Origin of the sequence: Streptomyces sp. NPDC050448, assembly GCF_040655295.1 — a bacterium.
GTDB lineage: Bacteria > Actinomycetota > Actinomycetes > Streptomycetales > Streptomycetaceae > Streptomyces.
This window is the reverse complement of the sequence record NZ_JBFAJR010000008.1, coordinates 128839-153753: the sequence shown is the minus strand read 5'-3', so window position 1 is coordinate 153753 and position 24915 is coordinate 128839. Positions and strand designations below refer to the sequence as shown.

Sequence of the window (24915 nt, the reverse complement as noted above, 5' to 3'; positions counted from 1 at the left end):
ATCCGTGGAACTGACCGTGGCAGGATGCCGCCCGCGACACTGCGAGAGCACCCAGCGAAACGAGAGATCGCCATGATCAACGGCGCCCATGCCATCCTCTACAGCCAGGACGCGGCGGCCGACCGCGCCTTCATCCGTGACGTCCTCGGCTTCCCCGGCGTCGACGCGGGCGGGGGCTGGCTGATCTTCAAGCTGCCCCCGGCCGAGGTCGCCGTACATCCCACCGACGGCGCGCCGCATCACGAGTTCTTCCTGATGTGCGACGACCTCGACGCTCAGCTCGACGAGCTGCGCGCCCAGGGCGTCGAGATCACCCGCCCGGTCAGCGAGCAGCGTTGGGGCAAGTTGACCGCGATGCGTCTTCCCAGCGGCGCCGAACTGCCGCTGTACGAACCGCTCCACCCGGTGGCCCACAGTCTGTGACGCGGAGACGGGCTTGGGACGTCGCCGGCGACGAGATTGTTGAGGTTGACGGCGAAGGCTCGCCGTTGCGCAGGCCGCAGCCGCTCATGAGGTCGGCGATGAGGAGGAACCGGGCGTCGCCGGCGGTGACGCCCAGGACGGGGTTCTCGGTGTGGATGCCGAGGCGGTAGGCGTCCAGGAGGACGGACTTCACCCGTCGCGCAGCGCACCATGGCGACGCCGGTCAGCAGCCTCGAATGAGCCGGCCTGACCCTGACCCCGGTGGGCACCACTTCGATCGGGTGTCGGAACAGCCCGGCTGGGGCCGTCGGCCGAATGCCATGGGGAAAGCTCGGCACCTGGCTGCGCAACTTCCTGCAGGCCTTCGGTGAATACATCCCCGAATACTGCACGGTCACCGCACAACGCCCCTCGGCCTGATATACCGCCTTGAATTCTCCTTGAGTTCTCCTTGAGGTGCTCTGGGGAACGAAGTCAGAGCTACATCAGCAGCGTGGTCGTCAGGTAACGGTCCTGCTAAATTGCCGGATTCATGAACTGTCTTTTGTGATAGACATGAACGAATATGCGAGGGAAAGGGGCTGAGTCGATCCCCATACAGCCGTCGCATGCATGACACGACCGCTCCGACCCTGCCGCACCCGCGTCTCCTCCGGGACCTGGCCGGACATCCCGAGGCCTCCCGTTGACGTGCATACGCCTGCGCAAGCCGCGACCCACCCGCCGACATCATCGACAGTGAGGGAATCACCGTGCCCGCACACCAGAAGCTCTACCTTCGCCCGTCCGTGGTGGCGCAGCCCCTGCTGCACCGCTGGTACGCGTGGCCCTATCTCCTGGCGCCCCACACCGGCGCACTCAACCTGCGGGACCGTCTGCTGCCCATCGTGGACAGCTACTTGAAGGCACCGCACCTCCACGATGCGGTGATCTCGGACCCGCACCGCTACGGCGCGCCCTTCCTCGACCCCCAAGGCGCCACCCACGATGAAGTCCAGGCGGCGCGCGAGACCATGGTCAAGGACGGCCAGGCCAAGCTCCAGCTCGCCGATGACATAGCCGAACTCCGCGCCCTGCTCCGGGAGAAGGCACTCGGCGGCCCGATGGAGCCGCTCTATCCCTTGGTCCCCCACTCCCTCCGCGGGCGGGTCGAGCTCGTCTACGACACCGCCCACCGGCCCAACTTCCGCTTCTTCGAAGCGCTGATGTACAGCTCGCCGGCGTACGAGCGCCACGGTCAGTGCGTCTCTCTCACCGCCGCACCGAGCCCCCAGCCCTTCGTGTACAGCAGCCCCGTCCTCCCGCGCCCCGACCGCCTGGACATCGATCTGCCCTTCGACTCCCCGCTGTGGGACGAACTGTTCGCGGCGCGCCTCGACCCCGTTGACGTCCCGAACCTCGCGCAGCGCCTCGGGGTCGCCGACGCCGACCTCCCGGCCTTCACCGCGCTGTTCCACGACGTGCCGCCGGCGCAGTACACCCCGCCCGTGCCCGGAGACGTCCGGATCCGGTACTTCAATCACGCAACCGTGCTGATCGAGACCGGCACCACGTCCGTCCTCCTCGACCCGCTCATCGGCTACACCGACGACGGCTACGAGCACTACACCCTCGAAGACCTCCCCCGGCACATCGACGCCGTCGTCATCAGCCACTTCCACTCCGACCACTTCTCGCTCGAGACCCTGCTCCAACTCCGCACCCGCATCGGCACGATCCTCGTTCCCCGCGCCTCCGGCGGATCGCTGCCCGATCCCAGCCTCAAGTCCATGCTCCAGGCCCTCGGCTTCTCCAACGTCCAGGAGCTGGCCGAACTCGAAACCCACCGCGTGGCCGACCAGGTCGAAGTCACCGCCCTCCCCTTCGTGGGCGAGCACGCCGACCTCGACATCCGCACCAAGATGGTGCCCCTCGTCCAAGCCGGCGGCCGCAGGTTCCTCTTCGCCACCGACATCACGCCGCTCGAGCCCGCGCTGTTCAACAACATCCCGGGCCTCACCGAGACTCCTCTCGACGCGCTCTTCATCGGCCTCGAGTGCGTCGGAGCCCCTCTGAAGTGGCTGTACGGGCCGATGCTGGAAGGGAAGCTCTCCCGTGAGCACAACACCGGGCGCCGGCTCAAGGGCAGCAACGCCGCCCAGGCCGACGAGCTCGCCCAGCAGCTCAACGCCCGTCACGTCTACGCCTACGCCATGGGCCTCGAACCCTGGCTCAAGCACCTCACCGGCTCCGAATTCGACCCCGAAGCCGAACAGGTACAGCAGGCCGGCGTCCTGACCCGGCTGAGCGCCGAACGCGGCATCACCGCCGAGCTCCTGCGCGACCGGGCCGAGCGCACCTGGCCCGTCGCCGACCCGGCGAAGCCGTAGGTCCGAGCGGTCGTCCGTCCGTGCTGTGTCCGTCGTAGATCCTCATAGGTGGTGCATACATGCAGAACCGTGCCGAGCGCGGGATCGCGCCTCTGCGCCGCTTCGGCCCGCCGAGCACACGTCCGGCTACGCATCAGGGCCCGGGTGATGCAAGCCGCGCCACCCTGGTCTGCTTTCCGTGCGCGGGCGGCGGAGCGACCGGCTTCGCGCCGTGGCGGCGGCTGCTCCCCGAGTGGCTCGATCTGTACGGCCACGTCGGACCCGGGCGTGAGGAGCGCAGCCGGCAGACGCCTCTGAGTTCCGTGGAGGAGCTGGTCGGCGAAGTGCTGCCGTACGTGCTCGCGCTCCCGGACCCGCTGGTCCTGGTCGGGCACAGCTTCGGCGCAGCCCTGGCCTACGAACTGACGCACCGGCTGACCCTGGCCGGCCGCCCACCGATGCGGCTGGTCGTACTCGCGGCGGTCGCTCCGGGGGCGACGGCGTTGGAGCCGCCCAAAGACGATCACGAGATCGAACTGCTCTGGAGGCAGCTCGGCGCCAACAGCGCCGGTCTCAGCCGCCCCGGGTTCCGCGAGTGGCTCTTCCCGGTGCTGCGCGCCGACTTCACCGCGCAGGCGGCCTACCACCCGGCCCGTCCCTCGCACATCACCACGCCGGTCACGGTGATGTACGGAGATCAGGACCCGGTCGTGACGGCCGAGGAGGCGGCGATCTGGCGGACTCTGTGCTCGGGTCCGTTCGAGGTCGTACCCGTGCCAGGTGGTCACTTCTTTCCGCAGACGGAGCGGGCCGCGGCGACCGGCGCCCTCGTCCGTGCGCTCGAGCGGTAATAAAGGGCCACTCGATCGGTGGCGGCTAGGCTATTCGAATCAAGAATTGACAATAATCCGGCAGGGGACGTTTGTTGATGAACAATAGCGATCCGAAGACCCTGACTTTCCTTTTTGAGGAATGCGCCAGAAGATTTTCGGATCATACTGCCCTGGAATTCGAAGGCGAATCTTTGAGCTACGGCGAGCTGAATCGCCGGGCAAACAGACTGGCGCACTATCTCCGGGACACCGGCGGAGTCCGCCCCGACGACCGGGTGGCGATTCTGGTCCGGCATCCGCCGGACGTCATCGTTGCCATGCTGGCCGCCATCAAGGCCGGCGGCGCCTATGTCCCGCTGGACCCCGACAATCCGCCCGGGGTGACCCAGCGGATCGTCGAGGACGTGGCACCCAGGGCCATGGTGATCGAGTCGTCAGCGGCCGCCGGCGCGATGTACTTCGACGGCGAGCTGTTCGTTCTGGACGTCATGGGCGGCGCCCTGGACACCCCGGATTCCGATCCCGAGCCGGTGGCCGCGCCCTCCGACCTCGCCTATGTGATCTACACGTCGGGGTCGACGGGCAGGCCCAAGGGTGTGGCCGTCGAGCACCGCGCGATCGTCAACACGGTGACGTGGCGTAATTCCTATTACGGTTTCGGACCGGCAGATGTGACGCTGGCCATTCCGCGGCCGTCTTTCGACAGTGCTGTGGCGGACACTTTCTGCGCCCTCACCTCCGGTGCGCGTCTGCTCCTGCCACGCCGGGACCGCATCACCGACCGGAATTATCTGACCGGCCTGATGGAACAGCGGAATGTCACCCATTTCCTGATCACGCCGATGCTGTACAAGCGTCTGCTGGACGGCATGGAAGCCGAGCGGCTGAAATCCCTGCGGTGTGTCACGATCGCCGGTGAATGGTTCACGCCGAATCTGACCCTCGAGCATTTCCTGCGCGTCCCGGACGTGGATCTGTACAACGAGTACGGTCCGTCGGAGAATGCGGTCTGTTCCACGGTGCACCGTCTCTCGGCGACCGATGAGCGCGTCCTTATCGGCAGGCCGATCGATCACACTGAGGCGTTCGTCCTGGACGAGGACGGCCTGCCGGTGGGGCCGGGCGGGATCGGGGAGCTCCACCTGGCCGGGGCGGGCCTGGCCCGCGGCTACCTGGGCGATCCGGAGCTGACCGCGCAGCGGTTCTTCACCCCGGCTGTGCCCCCGGCGGCCGGCAAGCGCGTCTACCGCACCGGGGACATCGTCCGACAGCACGCCGACGGTGACCTCGAGTTCATCGAGCGCCGCGACGGCCAGGTCAAGATCCGGGGCCGGCGGGTCGAGCTGGGCCAGGTGGCCCAGGTCCTGGCGCAGGACGCGGCAGTCGGCCACGTCCACGTGCTGCGCCACGCCACCGACACCGAGACACCGCTGTTGATCGCTTTCGTCCAGGGGCCCGCCGCCGGCGACGTCGACCGGCTGCGCGCCATGGCGCAGGAGAACCTCCCGCCGTACATGGTCCCGTCGGCGATCATCCCCATCGACTCCGTGCCGCTGACCGGTCACGGCAAGGTCGACGACAAGGTCCTGCTGGCCCTGTACGAGGGGAGCATCGGCAGGCCTGCGACGGGTCCGCGGCCGGCGACGGAAGCGGAGGCTGTGCTGCTGGGGATCTGGCAGGAGTTGTTCGCGCCTCTGCACATCGGCCTGGACGACGATTTCCTGGATCTCGGCGGTGACTCTTTGAGCGTGATGGACCTGCTGGCCCGTGTGGAGCAGCAGATCGGGGTCCAGCTCGAGGTCTCGGACCCCTACACGGACCGGACCATCCGGAGCCTGGCCCTGGTCATCGAGGACCGACAGAACGACAAGGTGGGAGCAAAGTGAGCAGGCAAAGCGGTACCGACTCCATGTTCGGCGGTGTCGACTACGACGTGGTCATCGCGGGCGGCGGCTTGGCCGGGCTGTGCCTGGCCAAGCAACTCAAGGACGCGCAGCCCGAGCTGTCCGTCCTGGTCTGCGAGCGCGAGCGCTCCCCGATCCCGCTGTCCGCGTTCAAGGTCGGCGAGTCCTCGGTCGAGGTGGGCGCCTACTACTTCTCCCACGTCATCGGCCTGTATGACTACCTGGAGGAACAGCACCTGGAGAAGCTGGGGCTCCGCTATTTCTACGGCGGCGGTACGGGCCTCCAGGAGGAAGCCGAGTTCGGCGTCAACCGGTTCCTGCCGGCCAAGTCCTACCAGCTCAACCGCGGCTCCCTGGAGGAGCACCTGCGCCTGGTCGTCACCGAGGCCGGGGCTGTGCTGACGCAGGGCGTCAAGGTCCTGGACATCGAGCTCGGCGAGCAGGACGCCCCGCACAAGGTCACCTACCAGGCTGTTGACGACGACGGCGCGAACCCCACCAGCGTCACCTGCCGATGGGTCGTCGACGCCACGGGCCGCCACCGGCTGCTGCAGCGCAAGCTCGACCTCACCAAGCGCTACCCCAAGCCCCACAACTCGGTCTGGTTCCGCCTCGAAGGCAAGCTCGACACCGACGGGGCGGTCGGCGCCGAGCACACCGGCTGGCACGACCGCATCACCGAACCGCGCTGGCAGTCCACCAACCACTTCATGTTCGAGGGCGGCTGGGTGTGGGCCATCCCGCTGGCCCCCGACCACACCAGCGTCGGCATCGTCGTGTCCGACGACCTCCACCCGGTCACCAAGTTCAACCGGATCGAGAAGGCCATCGACTTCGTCGTCGAGCGCGTTCCGGGCTTCGACCCCGCCATCCGCGAGCTGCCGGTCCTGGACTTCCGGGTACTGAAGAACTACAGCCACTCCTCGCAGCAGGTCTTCTCGCAGGACCGCTGGGCGTGCGTCGGCGACGCCGCGGTCTTCGCCGACCCCTACTACTCCGTGGGGTCGAACCTGATCGGCTACGCCAACAGCTTCGTGACCGAGATGGTCGGCCGGGACGTGAAGGAGTCCTTCGACGAGGGCTTCGTGCGGTACGCCAACCGCTGGTTCCTCTCGCTCGCCGAGGGGCTCACCATGAACATCCAGGGCTCCTACGCCTTCCACGACAACGCCGTGATCATGTCGTTGAAGACGATCTGGGACTACTACGTCGGATGGTCCTTCTCCGACCCGCAGTTCTACGGGAAGACCTTCCTGGACGAGTCGGCGAGCACAACGCTCAGCGCGCTCGGCGCGCACGCGGTGGCGACCCAGGGCACCATCATGAACCTCTTCCAGGCCTGGGCGCGCAGCTATCGCGGCGTCTTCGCATTCGACTACATCGACTACTACGACGACGTGCCCACGCTCGCCCGGCTCTTCGAGCAGAACCTGCCGGGTGACGAGATACCCGCCTTCGGCACGGTGCTCACGAGCGTGCGCGACGGTCTGGAGCGCATCGAGGAGCTGGCCCACGTCATCTTCTACCTCGCCCTCGAGGACGCCCTTCCCGAGCGCCTCGAGGAGATCCGCTCGAGGGGCTGGCTCAACGTCTCGGCACTGAGCCTGGACCCGGAACGCTGGGAGCAGGACGGGCTGTTCGCGCCCAAGAGCCGGCCGAGGCTGGAGGAGGTCGACGCGCTGGAGAAGGAGCTGCGGGCCCTTTACCGCACCTCGGCGCCCGCCGGACGGTAGATCACCGCCCACTCACCCGGGCTAGCTCCCGGGTGAGTGGGCGAGCACCGCCTCAGACAGCAGACCTCCCTTTCTCGACCTCGAGTTTCAATCGAGCGGAGCCTGAGCGGTGTTGCGGGCCCCTCAGTGCTGTCGTAGCGTCAAGTTCATTGCATGCTCGGGGCATCGGGGCCAGCCGAGGTGGGCGACCCGCATGTCACCACCGCCGTGGCGGCGCCCGAAGAGCAACCCACCCCCTCCGCCCCTTGTCCAGCAGCCGGTGCAACCCGACTTGCGTGCGCCGGCCGGAAACGCCTCCCGAAGGGCTCATCGCGTTGCGTCACTCATCGACATCGGCCGATTCGGTCTATCCGCGGCCACTGGAGGCCTACGGATGGTCCCCAGAGCTCGACGGCCAGTTCACCTCCGTTGCCGACGCCTCGTGGGTGCCCGGCCGCGTCATCCGGGTCGACCGCGGCCGTTGCGACGTCGTGATCGCCGACGGCGACTCCGAGGTGACCGTCGTCCACGCCGACACCGGTCCGGTCGCCGACCCCGATCCCATGAAGATGCCCTGCACGGGCGACTGGGTGGCGGTCCAGGCCGGCGCGGCCGGCACGTACGTCCAGGCCCTGCTGCCGCGTCGTACGGCGATGGTCCGCTCCAGCGCCTCGCAGCGCTCCGAGGGCCAGGTGCTCGCCGCCAACATCGACACGATCGGCGTCGTCGTGGCCCTGGACACGGAGCCGGACCTCGGCCGGATCGAGCGTTTCCTCGCCCTCGCGTGGGAGAGCGGAGCGCAGCCGGTCATGGTCCTCACCAAGTCCGACCTCGCGCAGGACGCGGATGGCGTCCGTGAGACGGTCGAGCAGGCCTCGCCCGGGGTGGACGTCCTGGTCGTCAGCGCCACCACCGACGACGGCATGGACGTCCTCGCGGCCGTTCTGGCGGGGACGAGCGTCCTGGTCGGACAGTCGGGCGCGGGCAAGTCCACCATCGCCAACGTGCTGATGGGCCGCTCCGTGATGGAGACCCAGCAGACCAGGGGCGACGGCAAGGGCCGCCACACCACGACGACCCGCGAGCTGATGCCCCTGCCCGGCGGCGGGGTGCTGATCGACACTCCCGGTATTCGCGGCGTGGGCCTGTACGACGCCGCCGACGGCCTGCAGCAGACGTTCTCGGAGATCGAGCAGCTCGCCGAGGATTGCCGGTTCCGGGACTGCGAGCACGTCGCGGAACCCGGCTGTGCGGTGCGCGAGGCCATCGAGGACGGCATGCTGCAGCAGCGCCGTCTGGACAGCTACCACAAGCTGCTCCGCGAGAACCAGTGGATCGCCTCGCGGAGCGATGCCCGCCTGCGCCAGGATCGCCTCAAGGCGCTGAAGACGCAGGGCAAGGAAGGCATGGCCAACATGATCGCGAAGCGCGGCTGACGCGAGGCTGCGGCCTGGCCGGAGTACCGGGCGCCCGAGTTGCGGGGCGCCCGGCACTCCGGCCCGACAAGTGCATGGGCACCCTGTGGTGTCAGCGGTGACCCGCGTACCGGCTCGGCCACGGCCCGCCGGTGCGCGGTCCGTTCGCGTCCCACCTCAGTGACGGGTGTGCCCGCACGTGCCCGATGCGGTGTTCGAACCCCACGGCGGCTCACGCGCTGTGGAGAACACCGCTTGGCCGACGGGCAGTTGACTTCATTCGTCCTCGAGCAAGGAAATGTGCCCATGACGTCCGACCCTGTTGTGCCCGCCACCACGATCCGCCCCCGACGCACGGGTGCCGCGCAGTCAGCGCGGGCCCAGGCCAGGCTCGCGCTGACCGCGGCGGCCGTCGACGGCCTGGCCGAGGTCTCCGGCGGGCGCCCCCTGGAGGAACTGGTCGCCCTCACCGCGGCGACGGCAGTGGTGGTCGGTGCGGCGGAGCACACCGACGAGCCGGTGGTGGCCGTGTCCGGCCCGGCCGGGCCGGTACTGGCCGGGATCGGGCCCGCCGCCCGGTCCACTGTCGGCGATCTGGTCCGGGCCGCCGACTCGGCACTGCGGTCGGCGCCCGTGGTGGCCGACGAGGAGGCGGCGCTCGCCGGCGCGGTGCTGGTCCGCTCGGCCCGTGTAGGTGCCGGCCTCGCTGCCCGTGCGTCCCGGCAGGACGTCGTCGAGCTGAGTCTGACCGAACCCGGTGCTGACGGCGTACGCGAACTCGTGGCCGAGGCCGGAGCGGAGCGCGCCGAGGCGTGGTTCCTGGAAGTCCTGCTGCGGTCGGTGTCCCGTGTCCTGTCCGGGTTCGTCGATCCGCACGGCCCCGCCGCCGCGCTGCCGGCGGCCGCGGCGGAGGATGCGGAGGCGGCCACCGCGCTCGGCCGACGCGGTTTCGAACCCCAGAGCGTCATCACGACGTTGACGGCGCCGATCGAGGAGACGGTCCGCGCGCACCCGGACCGTACGGCCGTCGTCGCCGGTGCCGAGACCCTGACGTACCGCGCGTTCTGGCAGGCCGCGCAGGCCGTGGCGGCGCGTCTGCACGCAGCGGGCATCGGACGGGGACACCGGGTGGGGGTGCTCACCGGCAAGACGATCCACGCCGTGCCGGCGATCACCGGCACCCTGCTCGCGGGCGCGGCCTACGTGCCGCTCGACCCCAGGTCACCGGCCGCGAGGCTCGCCGAGATCCTCGACGACGCCGAGTGCGGAGCCGTCCTCGCCGCGCCCGACCTGCTCACCGGGCTGCCCGTCGGCCTCACCACCCCGGTGATCGACATCCAGGCCGCGGCCGGCGGTCCCGCCGTCGAGCCCGAGACCGGCTGGTCCGGGCCGCTCCCGGACGACCTCGCGTACGTGGTGTACACCTCGGGGTCGACCGGCAGGCCCAAGGGCGTGGAGATCCGGCACCGTGCCATCGCGAGCTATGTGCACTGGAAGGTGCGCAACCACGGGCTGGACCTCGACACCAGGCTGCTGCAACTGCCGTCGCTGGCCTTCGACAGCTCGGTCGCCGACCTGTTCCCGGTGCTGGCCTCCGGCGGGCGCCTCGTCCTCGCGGACACGCACCAGCTGCTGCCGCGTCAGCTGGCCGAGCTGGCGGAACAGCACCGCATCACCCACCTCACGACCGTCCCGAGCCTCTACCGGGTCCTGCTGGGCGAACTCCCGCGTGCCGCGTCCTCACTGCGCGCCGTCACGGTCGCCGGCGAGGCCACGACGCCCGATCTGGTGCGCCGCCACCACGAGCTGCTGCCCGCGGTCAGGCTGATCAACGAGTACGGCCCGACGGAGAGCTCGGTGGGCGCGACCGCGTTCGACCACGGCACGGCCGCCGGACCCGGCCTCCCGATCGGGTGGCCCATCGCCAACACCGTCGCCACCGTGACCGGTGCCGACGGCCGGGTCCTGCCGATCGGATTCATCGGAGAGCTCAGGCTGGCGGGACACGGCCTCTCGGACGGATACCGCAACCGGCCGGAGCTGACGGCGGCGGCGTTCGTGGCAGATGCCGAGGCGCCCGGGGGGCGGAGCTACCGCACGGGGGACCTCGTCTGGTGGCGTCCGGACGGAATGCTGGAGTTCACCGGGCGGGCCGACGACCAGGTGAAGATACGCGGCCACCGGGTGGAGCCCGGTGAAGTGGAGAGCGTGCTGGGAACGCTGCCGGGAGTCCGGCAGGCGGCGGTCGCCGTGGTGAGCGGCCCCGACGGCGCTCCGGCGCTCGCGGCCTGGCTGGAAGCCGCGGACACCACGGTGGAGGAGGTCAGGGCGCGGGCCAACGCCGCACTGCCGCCCGCGATGGTGCCGACTTCCATCACGCTGATCGACGAGCTGCCCCGGATGGTGAGCGGCAAGATCGACCGGGGTGCCCTGGTGCGTCTCGCCGAGACCGTTGCCGCCCCGGCAGTGGCGTCCTCCCCGTCGGGGACGGGAGCGGGGGGCGACGAGCTGGAGGCGAAGGTCGGGGCCATCTTCGAGGAGGTCCTCGCCTCAGGCCCGATCGGTCCCGACGGGGACTTCTTCGAGGAGGGCGGGCACAGCCTGCTCGCGATCAACGTGATCGACGCCATCGAGAAGGAGCTGGGCGTGAGCATCGACCTGGGTGACTTCTTCGACACCCCCACGGTCCGCGAGGTCTCCGCGCTGATCCGGAAGACCAAGCCGGACCACGGGGCGTAGCCGCGCCGAGACGGCAACGCACTGTGCCCGGGGCGCTCGCGCCCCGGGCACAGTGCGTTGCGTTGCGGTGTGCGGGTCTTCGGCTAGCCGATCAGGCGGGAGCCGACGGACCGGCGCATGGCACGGGACTTGCGGAGGTCGTGGGTGACGTTGACCCGCTTGAGCCAGCGGTCCGTGCCGTCGTAGCGCGCCTGGAAGGCACTACGGCTGTGCACCACCCGGTGGTTGTTCATCAAGACACAGCTGCCGGCCTCGAGCGGGCAGTCGGTCAGGCTGGCGTCGAGCAGCTCCGCCGCCGCCGCGAAGGCCCGTACGGCCTCGGGGTCCTCCTCGGGCGCCGACATGTGCGTCGCGTCGAAGCACAGCAGGGGGTGGGACCGAGAGCCGGTCAGCACGGGCACCAGGCCGAGCCCGTCGATGAGGCGCGCGATGTTCTCGAAGACCAGCCGGTCCTCGTCGGTGCGCACCGTGTTGTTCTCCGGCAGGTGCGACTTGTCGGGAACGATGCGGAACCGGCTCTGGAACAGGACGTCGAGGACGTCCTGCGGCAGTACCGAGAAGTCCGCCTCCGCGACGGTGACCGGCACGGCGTCCGGGTTGCGCAGCGCCGACAGGATGATGTAGTCGGCGCGGTAGGGGTGGAAGGCGTCCTCGGTGTGCAGGGTCAGCGGTGTCTTGCTGCCCGTGCCGAGCAGCTCGCGCTCGTACTGGCGGATCGGGAACACGTCGTTGACCAGGTGCCCGTCCTGCTGGGTGGCCCAGCCGAACGGTTCGCCGAGCAGCGAACCGTAGAGGAGGACGAGGATCTCCTCGGGCAGTTCGTGGTGTATCCGGGTCTCGTCCTTCCAGTGCGCGGGCGTGGGCCCGATGCGCTCGTCGTCCACGAGATGACCGTTGACCACGCAGAAACCGCCTGCCTGGTCGAGGGAGAAGGCGCGCAGAAAGCGCCGGACCCGGACGGGCAGTCCGCCGGTGAGCAACGGCAGTTCCTGGAGCAGCCGTTCGTCGTCGGCCGCGCGGTACTGCTCGGCCAGGCGCAGTGTCAGCTCGGACACCTGCCTGGCCTCCGCCGCGGTCAGCCGCAGCTCTGTCCCGGTCCGGGGCCTGATGGACGTCGTCATGGTTGATCTCCTCATGTGCAAGGGCAACAGGTCGGGTCAGGCGTCGAACCGGAAGCCGCTGAAGGCCGAGGGCGTCGGCGCCGCTTCGGGTCCGGGCTCCGCGGGGTCCCGCAGGAGGCGCGCCACTTCGTCGCCGAGCCGCCGGGCCATCCGCTCGGCGGTGTCCGCGGCATAACGCTCGGTGTCGTACTGGAGCCACAGCCGCATGCCGTCCGCGTGTTCCACGAACTGGAAGGACAGCTCGAACATGCCGACGCGCTGGGGTATCGGCCCGCCGCGCAGGGCGATCCCGCCCGGCGGACACGGTCCGGTGTCGATGCGGGGATACAGGGCCACCCACACGTCGAAGAACGGCAGCCGTCCGGGGGACCGCGGTGGAGCGAGCGCCGCCACGAGCGTGTCGAAGGACACCCCGCTGTGGTCCACCGCGTCCACCGTGCGCTGCGCGACCTGCTGGACGAGGTCGTCCGCCGACATCTCGTCCCGGACGTCCAGCCGCAGCGGGACGGTCGCGACGTGGAAGCCGACCGCGTCGTTCGCGCCGAGTCGGGCCCGCCGGTCCACGGGGGTGCCCAGACAGATGTCCGTGCTGCCCGTGATCCCCGCCAGGGTACGGGCGACGGCGGCGGCCAGCGTCACGAACGAGCCCGCGTGGTGCCGCCTGCCCAGGTGGGTCAGTTGGCGCAGCACGTCCGGGCCGATCTCCCGTACGGCGATGCCGGTGGCGGTGCCGGCCCGCTGCGTCCGCGGACCGCGCACCGGGAGGGGCAGGGGCGCCGGAGGGGGGAGGAGCACACGACGCCAGTGGTCGAGCGCGGCCTCCTGATCGGTCGGGCGGTGAGCGGGCCGGTCCTCGGGCGGCCCGGCGGCAGCCGGGTCCGCGTAGGCCGCCACGAGTTGCGTGGCGAGGATCTCCAGGCTGCGCCCGTCGCACACGAGGTGGTCCGCGAGCAGCAGGAGCGACCACCGGGCGTCGGCGCGCAGGAACAGGGTGGTCCGGGTGAGCGGGCCGGTCGACGGGTCGAAGGGCACTGCGAGGCGCTCGTCCACCAAGGAGTCGAACCGGGCGTCGCCCGGGTCGTCCGCGCGCAGGTCGACGACCTCCAACGGCGGCACGTCGTCGGTGACCACCGCCCGTGGTTCGCCCTTGGCCTCGAGGAAGACGGTCCGCAGCGCCGGGTGGCGCCGCGCCAGGCCGGCCCACGCCGCCACCAGCCTGTCGACGTCCACGACGCCCTCGCCGTCCAGCAGACAGGGCACCGTGTAGGCCCCGGAGTCGCCGTCCCCGCGCTGCCGTTCGAGCCACAGCCAGCGCGTGGCTTCGGCGACTTCGGCTCCGGGCAGCGCGGCGGCGGGCCGTTGGCGCGAGGCGGGCGGCTCGGCGGGTTCCGCGGCTTCGGCGGCGAGGTGGACCAGCTGGGCCGCGAGCAATGCGGGCGAGGCGGCGTCGAAGATGTCCCGCACGCGGACCCGCACGCCGAAGGCGTCTTCCACGGCCACCGCGAGGTCAAGCGCGGACAGGCTGTGTCCGCCGGCGACGAAGAAGTCGGTGTCCGCGGTGACGTCGTCCAGTTCAAGTGCCGCGGCGAACAGCTCGCACAGTCGCTGCGTCAGGTCGGGTCCGGTCAGGGTCGCCCCATCCCTGAGCCTGAGGGCGGTGTCAGAAGTCATAGTGTGTGTCGCTCCAAACAGAGCCGGGTACGGACGGGTGCGGGGTCGGGGGAACGGTCGGTGACGGGGGGCCGGGGGGCGGTGCGGACTGGCCGGTGGCCAGGGTGCGCAGCACCGCGGCGACCTGATCGGCGTAGGCGCCGGCCTCCGCCTCGTCGAGCAGGTTGTCGTCGTAGGTGAGGTCGAGGTGCAGGGCGTCGCCCTTGACGCGGGCGTACAGCCAGAGGTCGCTGGTGGCGGGCAGGTCGTTCACCGGCAGGTCCTCGACCACGTGGCTCTCGGGGCGCAGGCCCGCGTTCTCCCAGCTCACGCCCAGGTCGAGCAGCAGGCTGCGGCCGGGTGCCGCGCGCAGCGCGAGCCGTTCCGCGAGCACGTCGAACGGCAGCCGGGAGTGTTCGTAGGCCTCGAGGATCCCGCTCTGGACCCGGGGCAGCAGCTCGCCTCCGGTCACCGCGTCGTCCAGCGTGACCCGTAGGGGCACCGCGTTGACCAGGTAGCCGATCAGCGCGTCGGCCTCGGGCCGGTGGCGGAGCCCCGCGGCGAAACCGACGACGAGGTCGGTGGCCCGGGTGCGCTGGTGCATGGTGAGGGCGAATGCGGTGACCACCTGCGCGAACGGGGTCGCGGGGGCGCCGCGGAGCACGTCTGCGGGAAGGGAGCGGCGAACCAGCCCGGTGCGGCCCCGGCGGCTGCGGCGGCGGGCCGGGTCCACGGGATCGGGCCCTTCCACGACGCCGCGCAGCCGCTCCCGCCAGAACTCCGTCTCGCGCTCCGCCTCGGCCCCGGCCAGCCACTCCTGCTCCTCGCGGACCCACTCCTGGTAGGTGTAGGGGAGTCGGGGCAGTCGGGGCGGTTCGCCCGCGACGGCCTGCTCGTACGCGGTGAACAGGTCGCGCAGCAGCACGTCGACGCTCGCGCCGTCGTAGATCAGGTGGTGTGCGGTGAGGGTGAGCAGATCACCGCCGACGGGCCCCGCGAGCAGCCGCACTTCGAACAGCGGTGCCTTGTCGAGGGCGAAGCTGACCCGTCGGGCGTCGTGCAGCGCGGCCGCGACCTCCGGCCCCGAGGGGTCCGCGCCGGGCAGATCCACGACGACCAGCGGTGCGCCGTCCGGGAGTTGGTCCAGCACGGTCAGCTCCGCATCCGTTCCCCGGGGCAGGACCTGCGCGCGCAGCATGTCCTGGCGCTCGACGACGGCAGCAAGGGCGCTGCGGAGCGCGCCGGCATCGATCCGGCGGCCCAGCCGTACCAGGTCGGAGATGATGAAGGTGTCCGAGCCCGCCCATCGTGAGGTCAGCCAGACGCGGCGCTGTGCCCGGGACAGCGGCAGGAACCCGCTCTCCGAGGACGCCCCCGCGACCGGGCCCCGCTCCGCTGCGGCCTTCGCCGACTGCCCTTCCAGTGCCTTGGTGAGCGCCGCCACGGTCTGGAAGGTGAAGACGGTGCCCACCTTGACGTGCAGGGCGTGCGCGATGCGCGCGGCGGCCAGACTGTGGCCGCCCAGCTCGAACAGGTTTGCCTCCGGGTCCGTGACGGGACGCTCCAGAACCTGCGTCCACACATCGGCGACGTGCTGCTCGGCCGGGGTGAACGGCCGGGCGGCAGCGGGGGATTCCGCGGCGGCCAGGACCTCGTCGGGCGCGGGCAGCGCCCGGCGGTCGAGTTTGCCGCCCGCGGCCACCGGGAGGGCGGGCAGGCTCACGAAGGCGGCGGGCATCATGTAGGCGGGCAGCCGCTGCGCGAGGTGCCGGCGCAGTGCCACCGGGTCCGCCTCGCCGACCACGTAGGCGACCAGTTGTGGTTCGGCGCCGGTCGTCGGGAGCACGGCGGCGTTGCGCAGACCGGGGGCTTCGGCGAGGACCGCGGCCACCTCGTTCGGCTCGACCCGGTTGCCCCGGATCTTGAGTTGGTCGTCGGCCCGGCCCAGGTACTCCAGGCGTCCGTCGGGCAGCCGGCGGGCCAGGTCGCCGGTGCGGTACATGCGCTCTCCCGGGCGTACCCGGCTGGTCACGAAGCGGGCAGAGGTCAGCTCGGCGTCGCCGAGGTAGCCGCGGGCCAGGCCTGCTCCGCCGATGCACAGTTCGCCCGGAGCTCCCAGCGGCACCAGCCGGCCCCGCTCGTCGAGCAGGTCCACCCACTTGCCGGGCAGCGGGCGGCCGATCGAGGCGTCGCCGGAAGCCGTCCCGGACCGGGTGTCCGGCGTGCCGCAGGCCCCTGTTGTATCCACCAGCTCCACGGTGGTGACCACGCTGTCCTCGGCCGGGCCGTACTCGTTGAACAGCTGGGCGCCGGGGAGGAGTTCGGCATGCCGGGCGGCGAGCGCCCGGGTGACCCGCTCCCCGCCGAGCACGACCTCGCGCACCTCGCGGAACGCCGGGCCGACCTCGTCGAGCAGCATCTGGTAGAGACTCGGCACGAGCATCACATGGCGGATCGGGTGCTGCCGCATCACCGCGGCCACATCCTCCGGCGTGAGCAGCTGCTCCCGGGTGACGATCACCATGGGCGCGCCCGAACCGAGCGCGCCGAACACGTCGGCGATGCCGGCGTCGGCATGGATCGGATCGACCTGGAGGATCGCCCCACCGGCGTCCAGGCCGTAGTGGTCGATCTGGAACCGCACGGAGTTGACTATGCCGCGGTGCTCCACCATGACGCCCTTGGGTGTTCCGGTGGAACCGGAGGTGTACACGACGTATGCGAGGTCGGCGGGGCCGGCGGGGTGGAGCGGTCGTTGCTCGTCCCGGACCGCGGCGGCCTCGGGCGCGTCGCCGACGGTCACCGTGGGCAGGCCCTCGGCGACCGTGGTCTGCGTGAAGTCCGCCGACGTGACGGCGGCGACCGCGCCGCTGTCGCGGAGCACCCGCGCCAGCCGGGCCGGCGACTGCTGCGGATCGAGGGGAAGGAACGCCGAACCGGTCTTGAGGACGGCGAGCAACGCGACCGGCATCCACTCGGAGCGCTCGCACAGCACCGCGACCACGCGGTCGGGGCCGGTCGGCGCCACCGCGGCGATCCGGGCGGCCAGCGCATCGGCCCGGCGGTCCAGTTCCCGGTAGGTCAGGACACGGTCGCCGCAGACGACGGCCCGGCCCTCGGGCGCGCGCTGCACCTGTGCGCGTACGAGGTCGAGGAGGGTGCCCGCGGTGCGCGCGGCAGAGGCGCCCTCCCCGGTACCGGCCGCGATGAGCGCGGCGCGCTGTGCATCGGGCAGCAGGGGGGCCGCGGCGACGGGGGCCTCGGGGGCGTCCGCCAGAGCGGTCAGGAGGTGGTCGAGCTGGCCGGCGAGCCGGTGCGCGGTCCCCGCGTCCAGTACATCCTCGCGGTAGGTGATCGCCACCTCGATCGGACGGTCCGGGCCGGGTTCACTGAAGCTGAAGGCGAGGTCGAACCCCTCCGCGCCGCTGTCCAGGCGGATGTGTTCGGCCGCCGGGTCCTCCTCGGTGCCCAGCGGGTCCGTACCGGAGACGGTGGCTTCGACCAGCACGTCGAAGAGCGGATTGCGCCCCGTGATCCGTTCGCGCCCCATGGCCTCCACGACGTTCTCGAAGGGGTACTCCTCATGGGCGCGGACCTCCCGCGCGTGCGCCGCCACGGCCGCGACCACATCGGTGAAACCGAGCTCCGGACCGACCGCGGTGCGCAGCGCCACGGTGTTGACGAACAGCCCCACCGAGTCGGCCAGTTCGGGACGGTCGCGGCCCGAGACGACCGTGCCGAGCACGATGTCGCCGGCCCCGCTCCAGCGCAGCAGAAGGACACGGACGGCGGCCACCATCGCCGTGTACGAGGTGGTGCCGAGCTGCCGGCACAGGTCCTGCACGGACCGGGTCGTGCCTTCGCCGAGCGTCAGCCGGACCGTGCCCGACGCCGAACTGCGCTCCGTCGGCCGGTGCCGGTCGAACGGCAGGTCAACGCTCGGCGCGCCGTCCAGGGTGCGCCGCCAGAACGCGCTGCTCTGTGCGTCGTCCCGGCAGGCGTGCTGACCGAGCGCGTACGCACCGTACTGCGTGGGCTCCGGTACCTGTTCCCTGCCGTTCAGGAACCGCTGGAGGTCACGCAGGATCACCGCGAACGACCAGCCGTCGCAGACGCTGTGGTGAACGGACAGCAGGAGCGTGCCGCCGGGGCGCCCGTCCTCGACGATCCAGTGAGCCCGCAGCAGCGGACCCTCGGCAGCGTCGAACACGTGGCGCTGCTCCGCATCGGCGATGCGCCGCAGCAGACCGGCGGCGCCCTCGGCGTCCGCCCGGTGGACCCGCAGTCCGGGCCGGGCCCGCTCGGGAGCCAGCACGATCTGGCGCAGGCCGTCGGGGTCGGCGCGGAACACGGTGCGCAGGGCCTGGTGCCTGCGCACCGTCCGCTCCAGCGCGTCCGCCACGTCGGCCGCCTCGTGGGAGCCGGGCAGCCGGAAGGCTTCCACCATGTTGTACGGGCGCACTTCCCCGCCCTCGTACTGTTCGAGGAACCACATGCGGCGCTGGGCGTTGCTCGCGGGGACGGGGTCCGGGGTCTCGGGCCACGGCGTCCGGGGGGCGGGGTCCGCACACCCGTCGGCGGCGGCGCGGCGCAGCAGCGCGCCGAGCCCTTCGGGAGTGCGGGCGGTGAACACGTCGCGGACGGTGATCACGCCGCCGCCGGCAGCCGCGCCGAGGCGGCCCGCGAGGACGGCGGCGGTGAGGCTGTGGCCGCCCGCCGCGAAGAGGTCCTCGTCCCCGGCACGCGGCGCGGAGCCGAGCACATCGGCCCAGATCCGGGCGGCGGTGCGGTCGGCTTCGTCGTCAGGCTGCCAGACCTGCCCGTCCAGGCCCGCCACATGGGCCAGGATGGCCACGCGGTCGATCTTGCCGTGCAGGGTGACGGGCAGCTCGTCGAGTCGCAGGATGCGGCCCGGGACCATGTAGCCGGGCAGCCGGAGTGCCAGCCGGCGGCGCACGTCGGCCGGTTCGAGACGCTGGTCCGAGGTGTAGACGGCCACGACGGTGGGCGGTCCCGAGGGGGCGGTGAAGGGGAGGACCGTGGCGGCGACGACGCCCGCGACGGAGCTGAGGGCCGCCTCCACCTCGCCGAGCTCGACCCGGTTGCCGTGGATCTGGATCTGGTTGTCCCGGCGGCCCAGGAAGACCAGCTCGCCCTGGTGGTTCCAGCGGCCGAAGTCGCCGGTCCGGAACACCCGGACGCCGGGGTGCGCGGGGAGCTCGCAGAACCGCCCTGGGCCGGTCGGTTCGTCATCGGCGTAGCCGCGGGCCACGCCCGGGCCGAGCACGTGGATCTCGCCGGGGATGCCGGGCGGGGCGTGGTCCCCGTGCGGGGTGAGCAGCAGCACGCCGAAGCCCTCGGAGGGCCTGCCGACCGGGACCGTGGTCAACTCGGGGAAGGCCGATCCGGGGCAGGTGAAGGTGGTCGCCTCGATGGTGGCCTCGGTGGGCCCGTACAGGTTGCCGAAGGTGCCCACGCGCAGTCGGTCCGCCAGCCGGGGCAGGAGCCCCGCCGGGATCTCGTCGCCGCCCAGCAGGCAGATGCGGATCTCTTCGGCGGCCCCTGGGGGCAGCCCTTCGGCCATCACGGCGAGCAGGGAGGGGACACAGTTGACGACGTTCACGCGCAGGCGCCGCGTCGCCGCCCAGAACTCCGCGGGCGAGAGCGTCTGGGGAGAGCTCATGACCACCACGCAGCCGCCCGCGGCGAGCGTCGTGAAGATCTGGTACGTCAGGGCGTCGGAGGTCACCGCCGACAGCAGGGCGCACCGGCTCTCCTCGTCGAAACCGAGGAGCCGCCCCGAGGCGAGGGTCTTGTGGGCGAGCTGACGGTGGGTGAGCGCCACCGGGCGGGGGAGGCCGGTCGATCCGGAGGTGAAGAAGAGGATGGCTTCGTCGTCGGGACCCGGTCCGGCCGCAGCCCCGGGGCCTTCGGGCCTTTCGGAGGCCAGCGCCTGCGGGGACACCACGGGGATGGCCACCTGCCCGGGCAGTTCGTCCTCTGCGGAGATGACGCAGACGGCCCCGCTCAGGCGCAGCTGACGGGCGACCCGCTCCGTCGGGTGCGAGGGGTCGAGGGGAACCATCGAGGCGCCCGCCCGCAGTACCGCCATGACCGCCAGCACGAGTTCGGGGCTCTTGGGCAGCAGCAGTGCGACCCGGTCGCCCGGCTTCACGCCGTGGTCGAGGGTGAGAGAGCGCGCGGCGCGCGCCGAGCGAAGCGCCAGCTCCCGGTGGCTCCACACCACGGTGCCGTCGGACACCGCCTCGCGATCCGGGAAGCGGTCCGCGGCGTCGTCGACGATGCCGGTGAGGGTCGCGTCGGCGAAGTCGGTCACGACGGGCAGGCCCGACCACCGCTCCAGCTCGGCGCGCTGTGCGGGACCGAGGACGTCCAGCTCCGTGACCGGCCGCCGAGGTGAGCGGCCGAGTTCCGCGAGGGCGGCCGCCGTGCACCGGAGAAGGGCCGCCGCGGCCACCGGAAGCTCGCCGTCCGCCTCGGCGGTCAGGGTGAGCCGGCCGCCGGCCCGACGCAGGGCCAGGCACAGGCCGACGGGCTGCAGCAGCTTCCCGCCCGCCTCCTCGTACACGACGCCGAGCCGGCCGAGAGCACTGCCCACGGGCACACCGGTGAGCCGCAGACGGGAGGCGATCGCCTCCCGGTCGGGCCAGGCGAGGGGCAGGGCGGATTCGAGTTCGGTGTGCAGCGCCGTCAGGAAGGCCGAGGCCGGTGCCTCGCGGTCGAGGGGAGCGCAGAGCGCGAGCTCGCGTGGCGCCGAGTCCGTGCCGGAGTCCGTCCCGGGCGACGGGGTGGGCTCCGGCACCAGGACCACATGCCGGGGTTCCTCGTCGAGCGCGGCCAGCGCGAGCCGGGTGGCCGCGACGGTCAGCAGCAGGAGGCCGGTCGCGTCGCCGCCGGTCAGGGCGTCCAGCCGCTCGGTGACCGCGGGTTCCAGGACGCACTCGGGAGTGTCTCTTTCGCAGGACACGACATCCAGGAACGGAACTCCGCAGCCGGCCGCCAACCGGGCGAGCCAGGATTCACTCAGGGCATTGTCACTCAGCATTTCGTACGCTCACCCGATACCTTCGATGGTTCTGTGGAACATGACGGCGCCTTAAGATCCTGCGCAAGGAAAATGGGCCTTGTCAATCGCGAATCCGATGCCCGCAGTTGGCCATTGCCCTCTCTTCTCCAGGTCGTTATGATTGCCGATCATCGGCGTCCGGCACCATGGTGCACTCCTCAACCGACGGGATCTCGCATGCTCAAATCACAAAGGCTCGCCACGCTTCCGATCGATTCCTACGACATTGCCGAAGAGCTTTCGATCATCGATTCAAACGATGCCGGAGGCGAGTACGATGCATTCTCCTTCGGCTTCTGGTCCGCGCATGTCCTTGCGAACTCCGGAGGAAGTGGCACGGATACGGCCTTCCGGCCCTACAAGGGCCAACTCACCCTCACTGACCTGGGCAAAAAGCTTCCCGGAATCATGTCGCTCGTCACCGACAACTTCCCTCTCGAGAGGCTTCAGTGGGTCCGCATATTCGGCCTCAGTGACGGAATTCTCGCGCCACACGTCGATTTTCTGGAATTCTCCGAGCCAGGTACCAGGCTTCAGATACCCCTGCGTACGGACGAGGACTCCCTGCATTCCGAGAACGACATCGTCTATCACCTCCGGCGTGGCGAGGTGTGGAAAATCCACACCACGGTCCCGCACTCGGCCCGAAGCGTTTCACCGCTCGCCAGGCTGTCTCTCTGCCTCGATTTCGCGGATGCCGAAACCCCCGTTGAAATAAAGAACGACATCCAGTCGGAGCTCCCCGTCCGAATCATTTCGCGTCCTCCGGTCTCGGACGCCGACGTGGCGGAGCTGCTGTCCTCCGCGGCCGATATGAACGCCACCAACCTGCGCGCCTCCTTCCGGAAGTTCGCTGAGGTCCCCTTCACGCGCCAGGCCGATGCGACGGCGGCGTTCGACTGGTTCGTCGAAGCCGCCGTGCGCACCGGGGACAACGCACTGGTCGAGAAGGCCAGGGCGTTCCGGACGTACTGCATCGAGAAGCGCGGCTACCGCGAGGCGTTCGACTGGTGAGGCACCAGGGACAGGGGCTGCGCCCCGTGGCCGGGCAGGGCCTTGCGGTCCAGCTTGCCGTTGGGTGAGACGGGCAGACCGTCCACCAGCCACCAGCGCACCGGCACCATGTAGTCGGGCAGGACCGCGAGCAGCGCCCGGCGCAGTTCCGGGGCCGGCGGCGGATCACCGGTGAGAGCAGCGTGCAGCTCCACCGCCCCGTCGGCCCGCACCACCGCGAACGCCGCGGCGTCCTTGACCCCGGTGAAGCCGGCGAGGCGCGCCTCGACCTCCCGGGGTTCCACGGCATTGCCCCGGATCTTGATCAGGTCGTCGATCCGGCCCAGCAACTGGAGCGTCTGGTCGGCCCGCCACACCCCCCGGTCCCGGGTGCGGTACAGCCGGGCGCCCGGACGGAACGGATCGGGAACGAACGCGGTGCGGCTCAGCTCGGGATCGGTATACCCCAGGGCCACGCCCACACCGCCGATGTACACCTCCCCGACCTCCCCGTCGGGCACCGGCACGCCGTGCTCGTCCAGCACGTAGACGTAGGTGTTCCACACCAGTGACCCGACCGGCGGCCTCGGTTCGAGATTGCCGGCCGCCCCGCTCATCGAGTGGCTGGCCACCATGTGGTTCTCGGCCGGCCCGTAATGGTTGTGCAGAGTGATCTCCGGCCGGCGCGTCAGCAATCCCTCCAGAGCCTCCGTCACCCGGACCGTCTCGCCCGCGCTGATGATGTGGCGCAGGTCCGCGGCGTGCTCGAAGTTCGTCGGCAGCGTCATGACCACGTCGATGAGCGACTGCGGGAAGTCCACGACTTCGATGCGTTCGTCGATGACGAAGTCGATCAGATCCCGCGGGTCGCGCCGCACATGGGGCTCCGGCACATGCAGGCAACCGCCCGAGGCGAGCGTGTAGAACATCTCCTGCACCGACACGTCGAAGGTCAGCGGTGCCACCTGGAGGACCCGCCGTCCGCGCCCGAGCCCGGAGCCGTCCACCTGCCAGGAGATGAAATTGGCCAGGCAGCGGTGGGTCTGGACGATGCCCTTGGGGTTGCCGGTGGATCCGGAGGAGAAGATGACGTACGCGGGATCCTGCGGCGCCGGCGCCCGGCGGACCGCCGCCGGCGCCGCGCTGCCCGCCGGATCCGGTGCCACCAGACCCGCCAGACCGGTCGCCCGCGTCCCCGAGGCACCGGTGTCCAGCGCCCCTGGATCGGCCAGGACCAGCAGGGCCGCGCTGCTCGCCCGCAGAATCTGCTCGATGCGCTCGGGCGGGTACGTCGTGTCCACCGGCAGATAGGCGGCTCCGACTCGCAGCGTGCCCAGGACCGCCGCGGTGAAGTCGGCTCCCGCCCGCGCGGCGATGAGCACCGTGTCACCGCGCCCGATGCCGAAATCGCGCCCGAGCCGGCTCGCGACGGTGTCCGCGAGACGGTCGAGTTCCGCGTACGTCACCTCCCGGCCCGGCTCGCGCACCGCGGGCGCCCCCGGGTGCGCGGCCACCTCGCGGTCGATCAGCTCCAGGACCGAGGACACGCCGGTGTCCACCACCGGCCCGGCGTGCCCCGGGGGAGGGGCCGCCGCGGTCATCGCCGGGCCCCCGGCTGCCCCTCCCAGGACCGGGTGACCGGCTCCGGCAGGAACGAGTAGGGGTCCTGCGGGTCGTCGGCGGTCGCCTCGACGGCGATGCGGTGACCGACACCGAGGTCGCGTGCGAGCTCCTCGAACACCTCGACCATGACGAGGTCCTGGAGCGCCAGGCCCGTCGAGTCGTACACGGTGGTGACCGGGGACAGCTTCCGGTGGGCCTCCGGGTCCAGGAGGATCTCGGAGAGCGAGGGCCCGATCTCCTCGGGAGCGAGCTGCTGGCAGTCGCCCTCGGCTCGCGCCTGCGCCACGTGATCGGGGACGACGACCGCGTTGCGCAGCAGCTCCAGCGGCAGCTCGGTCTTTCCCGGCATGTCGGAGCCGATGGTGTTGACGTGCACCCAGGGCTTGAGGCTGGTTCCCTTGATGACCGGGCCCGCGTACGGCGCGACCGAGGTGGCGGTGCACAGCACGTCGGCCCGCTCCTCCACCTCCGCCAGCGGCGCGATCCGAACGGCCCCGGCAGGCAGCCGGGACCTGGCCGCGAAGGAGTTCTCCGCCCGCACGTCCTCGTCGCACACCAGGATCTCGGAGAAGGAGAAGACCCGGGACAGGGCGTGCAGTTGTGTCACGGCCTGCGCGCCGCAGCCCACGAGGCCGAGGACCGCGGAGTCCGGACGTGCCAGCACCCGGCTGGCCAGCGCGGACGCTGCGCCCGTACGGATGGCGGTGGCGAAGGTCCCGTCGATGACCGTCCGCAGGTGGCCGCTGTCCGCATCGAAGGCGCACAAGGTGGACAAAATGGTGGGCAGCTGGTTCTTGACCGGATTGTGTGGGTTGTAGCCGACCATCTTCATGGACACGGTGGCGCCGTGCCGGATCGCGGGCATCCACTCCAGCAGGCCCAAATGGGGTGTCTCGATGAGGAATCCGTCCCGCTGCTTCATCTCCACCGGTGCGTCGCGGCCGGTGGCGAGAACGGTTTCCAGACGGGCGATCGTCAGATCGTAGAGTTGCCCCAGCCCCACCTTCGAGACGATGGTGGCGATGGCTTCGGCGTCGACTATCAGCGTGCGCTCGGCATGCAAGGGT

General features: G+C 70.9%; 13 protein-coding genes. 8 read left to right on the top strand and 5 right to left on the bottom strand.

The window, feature by feature from the left end:
* The first annotated feature begins 72 nt into the window (after nt 1-72).
* The 7 genes from AB0I68_RS12990 (at nt 73) to AB0I68_RS12960 (ending at nt 11374) form a co-directional block, all read left to right on the top strand.
* The gene (locus tag AB0I68_RS12990; RefSeq protein WP_363177303.1) at nt 73-423 is read left to right on the top strand and encodes a VOC family protein; all 351 of its coding nucleotides are present in this window, start codon (nt 73-75) and stop codon (nt 421-423) included.
* A gap of 752 nt (nt 424-1175) precedes the next feature.
* Nucleotides 1176-2792 (top strand): MBL fold metallo-hydrolase, encoded by a 1617-nt coding sequence (locus AB0I68_RS12985; RefSeq protein WP_363177302.1) that lies wholly within the window; start codon nt 1176-1178, stop codon nt 2790-2792.
* 59 nt (nt 2793-2851) lie between these two features.
* Nucleotides 2852-3622: an alpha/beta fold hydrolase gene (locus AB0I68_RS12980; protein WP_363177300.1), complete on the top strand. Its 771-nt coding sequence runs from the start codon at nt 2852-2854 to the stop codon at nt 3620-3622.
* Nucleotides 3623-3699: 77 nt separating this feature from the next.
* Nucleotides 3700-5490 (top strand): amino acid adenylation domain-containing protein, encoded by a 1791-nt coding sequence (locus tag AB0I68_RS12975; RefSeq protein ID WP_363177299.1) that lies wholly within the window; start codon nt 3700-3702, stop codon nt 5488-5490.
* Nucleotides 5487-7241: a tryptophan 7-halogenase gene (locus AB0I68_RS12970; protein WP_363177298.1), complete on the top strand. Its 1755-nt coding sequence runs from the start codon at nt 5487-5489 to the stop codon at nt 7239-7241. Before AB0I68_RS12975 ends, AB0I68_RS12970 begins: the two co-directional genes overlap by 4 nt.
* Before the next feature lie 314 nt (nt 7242-7555).
* Entirely contained in the window at nt 7556-8656 is a 1101-nt protein-coding gene (gene rsgA, locus AB0I68_RS12965; protein ID WP_363177297.1) for a ribosome small subunit-dependent GTPase A, read from the top strand.
* Between the two features lie 285 nt (nt 8657-8941).
* Nucleotides 8942-11374 (top strand): non-ribosomal peptide synthetase, encoded by a 2433-nt coding sequence (locus tag AB0I68_RS12960; RefSeq protein WP_363177296.1) that lies wholly within the window; start codon nt 8942-8944, stop codon nt 11372-11374.
* Between the two features lie 83 nt (nt 11375-11457).
* Here the strand turns inward: AB0I68_RS12960 and gntD are convergent, their stop codons facing one another.
* Genes gntD through AB0I68_RS12945 form a run of 3 tightly spaced genes read right to left on the bottom strand, consistent with a single transcriptional unit; the run spans nt 11458 to nt 21133 of the window.
* On the bottom strand, nt 11458-12495 hold the full coding sequence (gntD, locus tag AB0I68_RS12955; RefSeq protein ID WP_363177295.1) for a guanitoxin biosynthesis L-enduracididine beta-hydroxylase GntD: 1038 nt from the start codon (nt 12493-12495) through the stop codon (nt 11458-11460).
* 36 nt (nt 12496-12531) lie between these two features.
* Nucleotides 12532-14166 carry a condensation domain-containing protein gene (locus AB0I68_RS12950; RefSeq protein ID WP_363177294.1) on the bottom strand — a complete coding sequence of 545 codons (1635 nt, stop codon included), beginning with the start codon at nt 14164-14166 and terminating at the stop codon, nt 12532-12534.
* On the bottom strand, nt 14156-21133 hold the full coding sequence (locus AB0I68_RS12945) for an amino acid adenylation domain-containing protein (protein ID WP_363177293.1): 6978 nt from the start codon (nt 21131-21133) through the stop codon (nt 14156-14158). The genes AB0I68_RS12950 and AB0I68_RS12945 overlap by 11 nt, the downstream gene beginning before the upstream one ends.
* 276 nt (nt 21134-21409) lie before the next feature.
* On the opposite strand from AB0I68_RS12945, the gene AB0I68_RS12940 reads away from it, so the two are divergent.
* Entirely contained in the window at nt 21410-22246 is an 837-nt protein-coding gene (locus AB0I68_RS12940; RefSeq protein WP_363177292.1) for a putative nonproteinogenic amino acid hydroxylase, read from the top strand.
* Here the strand turns inward: AB0I68_RS12940 and AB0I68_RS12935 are convergent.
* Nucleotides 22222-23826 carry an amino acid adenylation domain-containing protein gene (locus AB0I68_RS12935; RefSeq protein WP_363177291.1) on the bottom strand — a complete coding sequence of 535 codons (1605 nt, stop codon included), beginning with the start codon at nt 23824-23826 and terminating at the stop codon, nt 22222-22224. The two genes, AB0I68_RS12940 and AB0I68_RS12935, sit on opposite strands and share 25 nt — an antisense overlap.
* Nucleotides 23823-24911 carry an ornithine cyclodeaminase family protein gene (locus tag AB0I68_RS12930; protein ID WP_363177290.1) on the bottom strand — a complete coding sequence of 363 codons (1089 nt, stop codon included), beginning with the start codon at nt 24909-24911 and terminating at the stop codon, nt 23823-23825. Before AB0I68_RS12930 ends, AB0I68_RS12935 begins: the two co-directional genes overlap by 4 nt.
* Nucleotides 24912-24915 lie beyond the last annotated feature (4 nt).

Coding starts and splice junctions, on each gene's coding strand:
- AB0I68_RS12990 (WP_363177303.1), top strand. CDS start 73: ATGATCAACGGCGCCCATGCCATCCTCTACAGCCAGGACGCGGCGGCC.
- AB0I68_RS12980 (WP_363177300.1), top strand. CDS start 2,852: ATGCAGAACCGTGCCGAGCGCGGGATCGCGCCTCTGCGCCGCTTCGGC.
- AB0I68_RS12975 (WP_363177299.1), top strand. CDS start 3,700: ATGAACAATAGCGATCCGAAGACCCTGACTTTCCTTTTTGAGGAATGC.
- AB0I68_RS12960 (WP_363177296.1), top strand. CDS start 8,942: ATGACGTCCGACCCTGTTGTGCCCGCCACCACGATCCGCCCCCGACGC.
- gntD (WP_363177295.1), bottom strand. CDS start 12,495: ATGACGACGTCCATCAGGCCCCGGACCGGGACAGAGCTGCGGCTGACC.
- AB0I68_RS12950 (WP_363177294.1), bottom strand. CDS start 14,166: ATGACTTCTGACACCGCCCTCAGGCTCAGGGATGGGGCGACCCTGACC.
- AB0I68_RS12940 (WP_363177292.1), top strand. CDS start 21,410: ATGCTCAAATCACAAAGGCTCGCCACGCTTCCGATCGATTCCTACGAC.
- AB0I68_RS12935 (WP_363177291.1), bottom strand. CDS start 23,826: ATGACCGCGGCGGCCCCTCCCCCGGGGCACGCCGGGCCGGTGGTGGAC.